This is a genomic window from Rickettsia sp. MAE-05, assembly GCF_057319745.1.
Genome location: NZ_JBLTIO010000003.1, coordinates 131,922 through 145,462 on the forward strand (window position 1 = coordinate 131,922; position 13,541 = coordinate 145,462).

Sequence of the window (13,541 nt, forward strand, 5' to 3'; positions counted from 1 at the left end):
GAAAAAGCTTACAATAGAATGGGATTATACTGCATCACATAAAACTCGCGGTTATATAGTGCAAATGACAAAGGCAGAGTTTACCTTTGAAAATAGACTGAAACACGACGATTTAGAAGAAATTTATAGTAAACTTTCTGATAAATTCCCTTACTGGGATTATACATTAGCTCCTTCTAAAACGATTGAAGTAGCTTTTCCGGACAGAGACCCAGGATATTATGTTGTAGAAGTTGATTGGATAGTAGTTGACACACCACGTAAATTTGTTTCATCGTTTATTGTTAAATATAAGGATGAGGTTTCACCGATAGGTCTTAATACGAATGATGGAGAATGCCTTTAACGTTATTCCTGCGTAGACCGATAAAACCCACTATGTGTCACCCCGTGGTCAAGCCAGCGTTGTTGCATGGCTCGAAAAATGCTCAATTTGTCATACCGTGGCTTGACCACGGTATCCAAAAAACAACTTGTAGCGTACATTATTTGTCTATTTTTCCTGGATCCCGCGTTCAAGTCGCGGGATGACAGGAGAAAAACCGGGCCATGCAACAACACCGGTCAAGCCACGGAATGCCAGAGGTGAAGTTGTTCCACACAACAACGCCTGCTCGCAATGACGGAGCGGTATCCACGCAACGTTGCCTTACTTCCGCATGATAAGCCTGCGTGTGCCTTAAGAAAGTATAAATAGTAATCAAGAGTGATTTGTGTCAAGTCAAAAATCTAAAAAAAAATTAAATATTTATATTGAATAAATTATTATTCTCGTGTCTACTTAGGTGAAGATTCTATACACTAAATATGGTGTCATTTTTTCAAAATAAGCATTATAAATAACGCCTACAACCCCATTAGTACCTATAATGAACACGCTTAAAAAAAATAAATTTCAAATAAGTATAAACAATAACCATAACAATTTACTTACTCCTTTCGGTAAAGCTATTCTGCGAGATCGATATCTTATGAAAGGTGAGGATTTTCAAGATTTATTTGTAAGAGTTTCTAGTTATTATGCCGAAAATAAACAGCATGCTCAGAAGTTATATGAATATATGAGTAAAATGTGGTTTATGCCGGCAACACCAATCTTAAGTAACGGTGGAACGGATAGGGGGCTTCCTATTTCATGCTTCTTGAATGAGACCGATGACAGCTTAGACGATATAGTAAATTTATGGACGGAAAATGTTTGGCTTGCTGCACGCGGCGGCGGAATTGGAAGTTATTGGGGTAATGTTCGTTCTATTAATGAAGGGATTCGTGATAAAGGTCATTCATCCGGTATTATACCGTTTATTAAAGTAATGGATTCTATGACTCTTGCTATTTCGCAAGGTTCTATTAGACGAGGTTCATCAGCTGTATATTTGCCTATTAATCACCCTGAAATTGAAGAATTTATTGATATAAGACGTCCGACAGGTGGGGATGTTAACCGAAAAGCTCTTAATATTCATCACGGTATAGCTATAACCGATGAATTTATGAAAGCCGTTGAAAACAATACGGATTTTGACCTTGTTAGTCCTGCTACCAAAAAAGTTGTAAATAAAGTTAGAGCAAGAGATTTATGGGTTAAATTATTAACTACTAGAATAGAAACGGGTGAGCCTTACTTGTTATTTATCGATAGTGTTAATAAATCTGTCCCTGAGCATCATAAAAAATTAGGGCTTCAAGTTAAAATGTCCAATCTTTGTAGCGAAATTACATTGCCGACGGGAATTGACCATTTAGGAAAGTCAAGAACTGCCGTTTGCTGCCTTTCTTCTTTAAATTTAGAGTATTATGAAGAGTGGAAAGATGATAAAGAATTTATCCATTCTATTATGTTGTTCCTTGATAATGTTTTAGAAGACTTTATTAATAAAGCACCGGATACTATGGCAAGAGCTAAATATTCGGCTATGCGTGAACGAAGCGTTGGACTTGGCGTAATGGGATTCCACTCATTTTTGCAAATGAAAAAAGTACCGATAGAATCGGTTATGGCAAAAGTTTGGAATAAAAAAATATTTGAATATATATCTGCTGAAGCTGATAAAGCCTCAATAGAAATCGGTAAAGAAAAAGGAGCATGTCCTGATGCTCTAGATGCAGGAAGTAATGAACGATTTAGCAATAAAACCGCAATAGCACCTACCGCCTCAATTTCGGTAATAGCAGGTAATGCCTCACCCGGAATAGAGCCGTTTGCCGCTAATAGCTTTGTACAAAAGACTTTAACCGGTTCTTTTAACGTGCGTAACAAACATTTAGAAAAGTTATTAGAAGAGAAAGGATTTAATAATGACCAAGTTTGGTCTTCGATTGCAACACATGAAGGATCAGTACAACATTTAACATTTTTATCCGAAGAAGAAAAACAGGTTTTCAAAACCGCTTACGAAATTGATCAGAATTGGCTAATTGAACTGGCAAGCGATCGTACTCCTTACATTACGCAAGCACAATCTTTAAACATCTTTTTACCGGGGAATGTTAGTAAGAAATATTTAAATAATATTCATTTTAAAGCCTGGAAAAAAGGAGTAAAAAGTTTATATTACTGTAGATCAACATCAATACAGCGAGCCGATAAAGTGTCGCATGATGTACTAAAAGCAGATTTTAAAGATTTAGAGAAACAAAACGATAAGTTAGCAGAAGCCGGTAATTACGAAGAATGCTTAGCTTGTCAGTAAGTATAAGTGTTGTTGTATTGATACTAAATCGTCATAAGCTAAGCGACTGTAAGGAGCGTGGCAATCTCGTCAAATATCCTGAGATTGCTTCATTAATTATTTTATAATTTCCTCGCAATGACGAAAAACCAAAGCCATAAATATAAAAGAATAAAAGAAAAATTATGTCACTACTTGATGCAAGTCCAATTTATAAACCGTTTTCATATCCATGGGCATATGAAGCTTGGCACACTCAACAAAAAATTCATTGGCTACCGGAAGAAGTACCGCTTGCCGACGATGTTAAAGATTGGAAATATAACTTAACTCCAGGGGAAAAACATCTATTAACCCAAATATTTCGTTTTTTTACACAAGCAGATATTGAAGTGAATAACTGCTATATGAAGCATTATTCACGAGTATTTAAACCTACTGAAGTATTAATGATGTTATCGGCGTTTTCTAATATGGAAACCGTGCATATTGCAGCGTATTCACATTTACTTGATACGGTAGGTATGCCGGAAGTAGAATATTCAGCATTTCTTAAATATAAGGAAATGAAAGACAAGTATGATTATATGCAGCAATTCGGAGTGGATACCAAAGAAGATATAGCAACTACACTCGCAGTATTTGGAGCTTTTACTGAAGGATTACAGCTATTTGCCTCTTTTGCGATTATGCTTAATTTCCCTCGTTTTAATAAAATGAAAGGTATGGGACAGATTATTGCTTGGTCAGTGCGTGATGAAACACTTCATACTAATTCAATTATTACTCTGTTCAAGACTTTTGTAAGAGAGAATCCTGAAGTTTGGACGGAAACTTTACGTAAACGTATTTATGAAGCTTGTACGACTATTGTGCATTTTGAAGATGCCTTTATTGAACTTGCTTTTGAAGTCGGCGGTATTGAGGGGTTAACGGCATATGAAGTAAGACAATATATTCGTTATATTGCCGATCGTCGTTTAATGCAGCTAGGACTCAAAGATGTATATTTGGTAAATCATAACCCGCTTCCTTGGCTTGATGAAATGCTAAACGGAGTCGAGCATACAAACTTTTTTGAAAATAGAGCGACTGAATATTCAAAAGCAGCGACTACCGGTTCATGGGAAGAAGTATTCACTGAGATGGATACCAAGGAGGCTAAATAATATACTCGGATAGAACTTAAAAAATTGGTAGCCATGTCTTCGTAAGTCCTCGGATGCTGAACATGTTGTGTCGAAGTATACATATTAACAACAAGAATAAAAAAAATTAAAAATACCTAATCTTTATTTTTAAAAATTTTTTAAAATAGATTTAGAATATTTAAAAATTTCGAGTAATTTTATGGCTGTTACGAATAATAAAAACTATCAAAAAGTTGTAGAAAAAGTTTTATCTTCTTCTAAAGCTAATAAAGCACTAAAGAGTGCAATTAAGGACTTATCGTCTTCAAAGAGTATAAGCTTAAGAACGATGTTACTCGGAGCAAGGTTTGTTTTAACTAATCCTGTAAATAGTTATAATCTTGTTAAGCTTGCTAAATCCTCTAATATATATCTTGATCCGGAATTTCAAAAATCACTTCTTGAAAAATCTCTAATATGGGAATTTTTAAAAAAACATTCAGATGATTTGCCTAAAATAGGTCAAATCTTAGCAAATGCGGGCTTTAGAGAATTTCAAGATAAGAGTGCTTTAGATGAAAAGGGACTCGAAATACTAAAAGAATGTTTTAAAAATGAAAAAGTACTTAAAAAACTTCAAGAAATTGCAGTTGAAGTAAAGCAAGAGCTACCGGACTGGAATAAAGTGACTTCTAGAACTTTAGATATGCTGGTTACCGATAAAAATTTCAAAAAATTCTTTAATGAAAAGAGCGAAGATATTACGAATTATATACGCACCGGAGCAACTGAAATACTTCCAAGCGATTATATAAAAACTTTTGATGATATATTACAAAAACCCGAAAAGAAAAATTTATTAAAAATATTTAATGAACATCCTGATTTTAAGCAAGAACTGGCTGAAAATATAAACAATCCTAATACTCTAAAAAGGTTTAATAAGTTATCTCCTGAAAAACAACTAATTATAGAAAGTTTCTTAGCAGAAGTAAAAGAACAAGCTAAACCTTTCTTAAAAGAACATTTTGAAAGCTACAAAATCGATCTTAAAATTTTAGATATTATTCCTACTTTATTAAATAAAATTCCTGAGACAAAAGAGATTTTTGATACTCTTAACGCTCCAAATCAAGGTGTAATGATATCTCTTGAAAAATCCTTAGAAATGGTAGTGGGTGATGATAAATTAAAAAGTTTTTTTGCTAATAATAAAACAATCTTACCAAATATTGCTTTAGGTATTATTGAAAATACTCCTAGCGTACAAAGCATAACAAAAGAATATAATTTTGATAAACAAATGCTTAGTATAGTAGGCGAAGTTATGTCAAAACCGGAAATTGCTCATGAGATTATTGCAGACTTAAATAAAGGCGATTATATGAGTTTAACCGGTAATATAATCTCTGCCCTTAATGATCATTCATTTAAATTAAAAGATATATTAGTAGAGCAAAGTAAAGAAGGGCTATTTGATAATTTAATTACAGGAGTTTTAGAACAAGATGAAAAAAATAGCCAAACTATAAAACAACAACTTATAAATTACGGTCTGGAAGCGAGTGATATTACAAAGCTAACGAGCATAATGCCTATATTACTTGATAAACCTGAATCATTAAAAAAGGTTTTTCGAGATTTTATTAAAGGTGATTATACGGGAATGGCAAAAGAGTTAATAGCTTTAACTAAAGATAATCCTGAGATTAAGAGATATTTAAACGATAATAGAGAAATATTTGCAAGTATTTTAGATAAAACTTTAAAAGATATACCGGGCATAAATAACCTTGATAAGAAAGAATTATATAATGTACTTCCATCAATGTTAAACCATCCTGATGAATTAGTTAAAGTTATAGAAGAGGTTGAACAAAGTAATTACCGTGGGGCTGCTAGTGCTATATATAATCTAGCTCAAAAAACAAATTATTTTGAAGGTCAATTGCCGAATATTATAAAAGCAGGTTTTAACTATGCTACTGAAAAAGTAAAAGACGTATTTAGTCCATCACAAGATTTTAAAGATAAAACTATAGATGAAATTACTCTTAGAAATAATTTAAATAAAATACAAAATGGAAAATTCAGCTTAGAGGGAGCTATATTAGTAGGTAATTTATCTAATATTGACTTCTCAGGCGTATCATTAAAAAATGCAGATTTAACTAAAGTAACTTCTTTAAAAGATTGTAATTTTAAAAATACTAATTTAGCAGAGGCTAAATTACCTGATAATTTAATGCTACTTACTGATACTTACAATCTCGATAAAGCTATCCCTCCTTTAGCACCTAAACTAATTAAAGAACAACAAGCAAAATTAATTGATAAGGCAATTGATAAAGTATTTTTACAAATACAAGCCGAAGAAAAAAGAAATTTACTTAGTAAAAAAGAATTTGCTCAACAGGTAAATATATTATGCGAAGAAAATCAAGTTGTTAAAGACTATATTATAGAAAAACTAAACTCACTACCTATGAATATGGTTAAGAGCCTTGCTACTCCTAAAACAAATCAATATAAACATATTACAAATCATGTAAATTCTCCATTACAAATATTGAACCCTTTATATGAAAATATTGCAAATAAACAAGATATTAAGAGTAATTTATTGGCAAATATTTTAAGCGAAAAAATATCACAAAAGCTTTTTGATAAAGGTGATAATAGAGGTGAAGATTTTTATATGATTAATCAGATGCTAAAACCTATCGTTTCTGAATATTCTAAAGAGAATCCCGATAATATAAATAATTTTTTAGAGCCGAAAAATCTAGAAAAGTTAGCAAGTAATATTGCCTCTACTTTAAATTCTAAATCTAAATATACTTGGGCAGGCACTATTACCGGTGGAATTTATTTACCAAAAGAAATCTTCAATGAACAGTTAAAAGATAATTTTAAGAATGAGTTTGAAAATATTAATAAACTAAATGTTTTAAAAGAAGCACAAAACATCGTCTCAAATTTAAATAGTAAGATTAATATTGTAGGATCTAAAACAAATACACTTTCTATTACTCCTATTTCTAATAATAAAAAGAAAGAAGAAATAAATAGATAAGCTATACTCACTGAATTTGAAAAACCCTCGATGTCATCCCTGCGAAAGCAGGGATCCATGCTAAAAAATCTTTAGTTTTAAAGATTTTTTTATTAGATAATTTTTTTCAAATAAAGCTTCAAAAAGCTTTATTTGAGCGGATTCCTGCGATCAACGGAATGACATAAAACGATCCATGCAACAACGTCAATGCCACGCTGAAATGACATTTAATATTTGTGCAAACTCTTCTTGGTTAGAATATTCTAATGTGGTTTTATCTTGTATCTGATTTTTAAACCAAGTAACTTGTCTTTTAGCATAATGGCGGGTTCGTATTTGAGCTGCATTTAAAGCCTCATCTAAAGTAAGATTACCGTCTAAATAAGCCAAAATTTCTTTTATCCCTACAGCTTTTAAATTCGCATAATCTTTAGGAGTAAATTGCTTTTTTATTAAAGCTATTTCATCAATTGCTCCTTCTTTAAATATCTTATCTAAACGCTCATCACAAGTTTTATATAAAAATTTTCGCTCAGGATTTAAGAAAATAATTTTGAAATTAAAATCAGATAAAATTTGTTCTTTTGGCAAGGTTTGAAAAGAAAAAATAGATTTACCGGTTTGCAAGAATACTTCATAAGCTCTAATTAAACGCTGAGTATCATTTTGGTTTATTTTAGAAGTAGCAAGTGGGTCAAGCTCCTCTAATTTATTCCATAATTCTATATTACCTATTTCAGCATGTAAGTTTCTTACTTGTTCTCGTAAATCTTCTGATATATCAGGGATATTATTATAGCCAAAAACTAACGAGTTAATATATAATCCGGTTCCACCTATTAATATAGGTAGCTTGCCTCTCGCAGTTATTTCTTTTATTTTTTTTGTCGCAAGTTTTAGATATTTTATTACTGAGAAATCTTCCGTAATTGATAGAAAATTATATAAATGGTAAGTAACTTCAGCTGTATAGCTTTTCGGAGGGGAGGCGGTAATAATAGAGATTTCTTTATAAACCTGCATTGAGTCGATATTAATAATTTCGCCGTTACAAGCTTTAGCAAATTCATGCCCTAAATAAGACTTTCCGCTAGCAGTCGGTCCGCATAATATAATTATTTCTTTCTTTGTCACTGATATATAGTTAGTTTATAATTATTGGGTTATTGCATGGCTAGGTTTTCCGCTATTAGCGAGAAAGCATTACCCACAAAATCGTCATTGCGAGCCAGCATTTATGCTGGCGTGGCAATCTCAGGAATTTTGTCTGAGATTGCTTCGTCGACGCCTATGGCGTCTTCTCGCAATGACGAAAAAAACCGCCCCATGCGACAAAACCTCGCAGGAATTAAACTTTTTCAGTTTCATCAGCCTTAGCATCACCTAAAGCCTGAGCCTCATCCACTGGTCCACTAAATGTTATTACACCTGGGTTAAAACCGGAGTCAAAAATAATATTTGGCTCACTATGTATTGATATACCGACACTAAAAGCTAAAGAAGTAAGCTTTTTAATTTTTTCAAACTGATCGGGATCATTAACAATATGATTCCCATTTTCATCTATTCCTACCGTACATTTGCTAACTATAGCACGTAATTCAGCTATTGCCATTTGTTCAGTTGCTAAATCTATTTGAAGTTGTTTAATGTCAATAGGAAACCCAACGTTAAGAGCTTTTTTGAGCATACAATTTCTCCTTATATTAATTTAATGTGAGAAAAATATATCAAATAATATTTAAAAAAATCAATAGATTAATTAATTTTTTAACAATTAATAGCATTGCTAACTAAAGAGAGCTAATAATAAAAGCTCGATGTCATCCCGTGATTTATTCACGGAATTCAGTTAAAAATATCAATATTATTGATATTTTTAGTTATTTTTCTGGATACCGTGGTGGGACCAGCGTTGTTGCGTAGATACCAAATCGTCATTGCGAGGAGCGAAGCTTTGCTGCAATCCAGAAAAAGATTAAAAAAATTCTGTAAATCAGAATTTTTTAACTGGATTGCTTCGTCGAATTACTGCGTAATTCTTCTCGAAATGACAGATAAGCCAGTCCATGCAACAAAGCCGGCGGGGTCACGGTATGACACATCTCTCTTTAGTTAGCAATTCTTAATTAATAACCCATATTTTTCAAGATATTTATTAATTATAGTTATTATTTTCGCTAAACCTTCTTTACTAGCTGATTCAGCTCTTGCAACTATAATAGATTCGGTATTAGAGCTACGTAATAACCACCAACCATGCTCAGTATTTACCCGCACACCGTCTATATCATTAAACTCTATTTTATCATCAAGTAATTTTTGCTTTATTTCTTCTATAATTTTTAGCTTTAGTTGTGAAGGAACAGAAATTTTAATTTCCGGTGTACTAAAGCTTTTCGGTAAATCTTCTATTATCTCACCTAGCGTTTTATCCGATTTGCTAAGTAAATCTAAAAATCTAAGGGCTGCATAAATTGCATCATCAAAACCAAAATATTTATCGGCAAAGAATATATGCCCGCTCATTTCACCGGCAAGCACCGCCTTTGTTTCGAGCATTTTGCTTTTAATAAAAGGATGACCTGTTCGCCATATTATAGGATTTCCGCCGAATGACTTAATTCTATCAACTATTAACTGACTGGCTTTTACATCGACTATTATGGTTGCGTTTGGATGTTCCTTTAAAATACCTTTAGCAAATATACATAAAATTTGATCACCGAATAATATCTTGCCGTTCCCGCTTACAATACCGATTCTATCACCGTCACCGTCAAAAGCTATACCAATATCACAATTTTGTTCTTTAACCACTTTTATTAGCTCCTGCAAATTAGCAGGGTTAGTAGGGTCAGGGTGATGGCTTGGAAAATTCCCGTCAATCTTACTATTTATGATTATATTCTTGTTTGAGAGATACTTTTTAAGTTCTTCAACAATATCGCCGGTTGCTCCGTTACCGCAGTCCCAAGCTACTTTTAATTTAGGATTAATGTTTATACCGTCTAAAATATTTTTTAGGTATTTAGATTGGATGTCGTAAGGAGCTGTTGTCATCCCGCGGCTTGACCGCGGGATCCAGTTAATATCGCTATGGATACCGTGGAGGGGCCACGGTATGACATTAATCCTCGCCAGTAAATCCTGTATCTGATCACCGAAAAAAGACTTACCGTGTTGCAGCATTTTAAAGCCATTATCGTCACGAGGGTTATGCGATCCCGTAACCATAATACTACCGGCAGGCATAAAGTGTTTATCAGCAAAATATAGTACGGGAGTCGGAACTACACCAATATTTATGATTTCAGCCCCTACCTCAGTTAATCCGAGTTCTAAGGCTTTACAAAGGGTAGGGGAGCTGAGCCGACCGTCTAAACCAACACAGATTTTGCTATTATCTTTTGTTATAGTCATCTCAGCGAAACAAAAGCCGATTTTATAAGCTACTTCTTCTGTTAAATCCTTAAGGCTATTGCCTCTTATATCATAAGCTCTAAAAATTTCTTTGTTAATTTGCATAAAAAACTAATTTAAGTATTATTTGTATGGATCGGCTTTTTCGTCATTGCGAGAAGAATTACGTAGTAATTCGACGAAGCAATCCAGTTAAAAATTCTGATTTACAGAATTTTTTTAATTATTTTTCTGGATTACAGCAAAGCTTCGCTCCTCGCAATGACGGCTCGGGCATCCACGCAACAATGCCGTGCGGGAATGACAATAAAGTTTGGATCCCGTGGTCAAGCCACGGTATGACACATAGTCTAGAAACTAAAGCTCTCTCCCAAATACACTTCCTTAACTTTCTTGCTATTTGCTATCTCCTTAGGTTTTCCTTCTAGCAATACTTTGCCCTCAAAAATAACGTAAGCACGGTCAACTATATCTAGAGTATCACGCACGTTATGGTCGGTAATTAATATACCTATATTAAATTCACGTAAATAAGTAATTAGATTTTTAATATCAGAAATAGCAAGCGGGTCAATACCGGCAAGCGGTTCATCAAGCATGATAAATTTAGGCTCTATTGCAAGTGAACGTGCAATCTCAAGCCTACGCCTTTCACCGCCTGATAAGCTAGCAGCGGATAAATCTTTTAAATGAACTATCGAAAATTTCTCTAGTAAATTATGGGTTTTTTGTTCAATTACTTCCTTATCATTTTCAGAGATCTCAACTACAGCCTTAATATTATCCTCAACCGATAATCCGCGAAATATTGAAGGTTCTTGAAGAAGATAGCCGATTCCAAGCCTTGCTCGTAAATAAATAGGTAGGTTGGTAATATTTATATCGTTTAAAAGTAATTGTCCTGAGTCCGGTTTCATTAAACCGATAATAATGTTAAAACAAGTTGTTTTACCGGCTCCGTTCGGACCGAATAAACCAACTATCTCTCCTTGTTTTATATTCAGAGATATATCAGTTAATATATTCCTTTTTTTATAGGATTTTGATATATTTTTAACTTGCAAGCTGTCCATCTTTTTTATTTGTGTTTTTTTGTGTGGATTAATTCTCAACGTCATTGCGAGCAGCCATAGGCTGCGTGGCAATCTCGTCAAATATCCTGAGATTGCTTCGTCGAAACTTTCAGTTTCTTCTCGCAATGACGTACTAAAGAACTCTATTTCTTAACAATATCTACATAATAGATTAGTTTATTAGTTTTTAAGACATTATCATCACGCTGTAATATTACATTACCGAGTAAAATAAGTTGTTTGTCATCAAAAAAATATTTAGCACTATCTGCAAGTAATAATTCATTATTTATTTTTCTTTCTACAGTCAATTTGGTGGGAATAACTATATAATCAATAGTTTGTTTATCATCTATTGTTTTATAAAAAATATATAATTCTTTTGTTCTAAGTATTGCATTATCGAAGTAAACAACAACATTTCCAAGATATTCTGCTTTTTGTTTGGTCCTATCAATAATTAAAGTATCAGATGTTATATGTAAATTTGAAAGATTTTTATCATTAGCATATATAGATATACTAACAGTAAGAAATACTATAAGTTTAATAATCCGATAAATCGATGATTGTAGAGACATTGCCTTTAAAAATTATAATATTATTTTCATCCTTCGTATTAAAACTATCTGAAGTAATTGAAGAGTTTTTATAAAGTAATTTAGCAGAGGAGTTGCCGGTTATATTCTTATTTACTAAATCAATCCTTGCATCATTAGTGTTAAATATGATCTCATCAAAAAATCTTTACATCGTTTTTTAAATCTAATATGTTTGATTCTTCATCTAAAAAGCCTTCTTTCGCATTGATAATAAGAGTTTGGTCTTGATTTACGTTATAAATAGCATTTATTATATCTAGTTTATATTTGTTATCCGACTCTTTTATAGCTCGCTCAGTTTTAATTTTATACGCATTTAAATTTTTATTTACTCCTTCAAAAATTGAATCTTTCAATATAATATTATATTTTAAATCAAAATTTTTAGTATCTTTTAAACTTTTCTTTGTAACGTTAATATCATTTTCTTCATTAATATAACCGCTTTTAATTAATATATATCCTATATACAAAATTCCAACTATTATTAAAAGATATACAGATTTCCAAATTTTTTTTCGCCGTTTATAAGAAGAGGGCATAGATTTTAGCTAACTCCGATGCGTAGTAAATCATGAATATGAATAATACCCGTAATAACATTATCATCAACAATAGGTATATTAGTGATATTCTTGGCTTTCATTAAATTTAAAGCCTCTTTTGCAAATATTTCCGATGAGATATGAATAGGGTTTTTGGTCATAATGCTTGATGCTGTTTTTAAGTGAATTTGATCGTTAATATGACGACGTAAATCCCCGTCGGTTATAATCCCTATCAAATTTTGGTTTTTATCTGTGACAAGTGTACAACCTAAACGTTTTTTATTCATAATAATTATAGTTTCGGCAAAGGAAGTATCTTCATATACTAAAGGTATTTCATTCCCCTCACGCATTAGGTTTTTAATTTTTGTTAAATTAGCACCGATTGTACCTCCCGGATGATAAATTTTAAAATCATCTTTAGTAAAGCCTCGTTTTTCATGTATAACAGTCATTAAAGCATCACCTAGTGATAACATTATTAAAGATGATATAGTAGGAGCTCCAATTACAGAAGCTTCCGGATATTCAGGTACTATTAATAAAAAATCGCTTCTTTTAGCTAAAGTGGAATTTTTATTCATTGTCATTGCAGCAATTTTTATGGAAGAGTTCTTGCAATATTCAATTATATTAAATAGCTCTTTAGTTTCACCGGAATTAGATAGCATAATTACTAGATCATTTCTCGTCACCATACCTAAATCGCCGTGACTTGCCTCTGCCGGATGTAAATAAAAAGCAGGCATACCGGTTGAAGAAAAGCTAGCAGCTATTTTTCTTGCAATATAACCGCTTTTGCCTATGCCGGTTAAAATTACCCGTCCTTTGAAAGATAGTAAAAATTCTATAATTTTGTTAAAGTCGTCAGGGATATTTTCGGATAATTTTTCTAAAGCACTTGCTTCACTAGAAATAACCCTCTTTGCGATGATTTGGTAATTATTTGTGTGGTTCATTTATTTACTCATTGTCATACCGTAACCACCACGTCATTGCGAACAGCCGTAGGCTGTGCGGCAATCTCAAGAAATA

General features: G+C 32.5%; 9 protein-coding genes and 3 pseudogenes. 4 read left to right on the top strand and 8 right to left on the bottom strand.

Going from position 1 to position 13,541, the window contains the following annotated elements:
- Positions 1 to 13 precede the first annotated feature (13 nt).
- The 4 genes from ACNFN7_RS06780 to ACNFN7_RS06795 all read left to right on the top strand — a co-directional run bounded on the left by ACNFN7_RS06780 (position 14) and on the right by ACNFN7_RS06795 (position 6,878).
- Positions 14 to 346 carry a lytic polysaccharide monooxygenase gene (locus tag ACNFN7_RS06780; RefSeq protein WP_485441394.1) on the top strand — a complete coding sequence of 111 codons (333 nt, stop codon included), beginning with the start codon at positions 14 to 16 and terminating at the stop codon, positions 344 to 346.
- A gap of 523 nt (positions 347 to 869) precedes the next feature.
- Positions 870 to 2,693 carry a ribonucleoside-diphosphate reductase subunit alpha gene (locus tag ACNFN7_RS06785; protein ID WP_485441357.1) on the top strand — a complete coding sequence of 608 codons (1,824 nt, stop codon included), beginning with the start codon at positions 870 to 872 and terminating at the stop codon, positions 2,691 to 2,693.
- A gap of 164 nt (positions 2,694 to 2,857) precedes the next feature.
- Complete coding sequence (locus ACNFN7_RS06790) at positions 2,858 to 3,841, top strand: ribonucleotide-diphosphate reductase subunit beta (RefSeq protein ID WP_485441358.1); 984 nt, start codon at positions 2,858 to 2,860, stop codon at positions 3,839 to 3,841.
- 181 nt (positions 3,842 to 4,022) lie between these two features.
- Positions 4,023 to 6,878 carry a pentapeptide repeat-containing protein gene (locus ACNFN7_RS06795; RefSeq protein WP_485441359.1) on the top strand — a complete coding sequence of 952 codons (2,856 nt, stop codon included), beginning with the start codon at positions 4,023 to 4,025 and terminating at the stop codon, positions 6,876 to 6,878.
- Positions 6,879 to 7,064: 186 nt separating this feature from the next.
- Here the strand turns inward: ACNFN7_RS06795 and miaA are convergent, their stop codons facing one another.
- The 8 genes and pseudogenes from miaA to ACNFN7_RS06835 all read right to left on the bottom strand — a co-directional run bounded on the left by miaA (position 7,065) and on the right by ACNFN7_RS06835 (position 13,465).
- The gene (gene miaA / locus ACNFN7_RS06800; protein WP_485441360.1) at positions 7,065 to 7,994 is read right to left on the bottom strand and encodes a tRNA (adenosine(37)-N6)-dimethylallyltransferase MiaA; all 930 of its coding nucleotides are present in this window, start codon (positions 7,992 to 7,994) and stop codon (positions 7,065 to 7,067) included.
- A gap of 214 nt (positions 7,995 to 8,208) precedes the next feature.
- Positions 8,209 to 8,550: a hypothetical protein gene (locus ACNFN7_RS06805; protein WP_485441361.1), complete on the bottom strand. Its 342-nt coding sequence runs from the start codon at positions 8,548 to 8,550 to the stop codon at positions 8,209 to 8,211.
- Between the two features lie 425 nt (positions 8,551 to 8,975).
- Positions 8,976 to 9,905: pseudogene (locus ACNFN7_RS06810) on the bottom strand (phosphomannomutase/phosphoglucomutase); the annotation flags it as partial.
- An 87-nt stretch (positions 9,906 to 9,992) separates the two neighbouring features.
- A pseudogene (locus ACNFN7_RS06815) lies at positions 9,993 to 10,388 on the bottom strand (phosphomannomutase/phosphoglucomutase); the annotation flags it as partial.
- A 245-nt stretch (positions 10,389 to 10,633) separates the two neighbouring features.
- Complete coding sequence (gene lptB / locus ACNFN7_RS06820; protein WP_485441395.1) at positions 10,634 to 11,356, bottom strand: LPS export ABC transporter ATP-binding protein; 723 nt, start codon at positions 11,354 to 11,356, stop codon at positions 10,634 to 10,636.
- A 143-nt stretch (positions 11,357 to 11,499) separates the two neighbouring features.
- Complete coding sequence (locus tag ACNFN7_RS06825; protein ID WP_485441362.1) at positions 11,500 to 11,937, bottom strand: LptA/OstA family protein; 438 nt, start codon at positions 11,935 to 11,937, stop codon at positions 11,500 to 11,502.
- A pseudogene (lptC, locus tag ACNFN7_RS06830) lies at positions 11,903 to 12,500 on the bottom strand (LPS export ABC transporter periplasmic protein LptC). The gene ACNFN7_RS06825 and the pseudogene lptC overlap by 35 nt, the downstream one beginning before the upstream one ends.
- Before the next feature lie 5 nt (positions 12,501 to 12,505).
- Complete coding sequence (locus ACNFN7_RS06835; RefSeq protein ID WP_485441363.1) at positions 12,506 to 13,465, bottom strand: KpsF/GutQ family sugar-phosphate isomerase; 960 nt, start codon at positions 13,463 to 13,465, stop codon at positions 12,506 to 12,508.
- Positions 13,466 to 13,541: the final 76 nt, after the last annotated feature.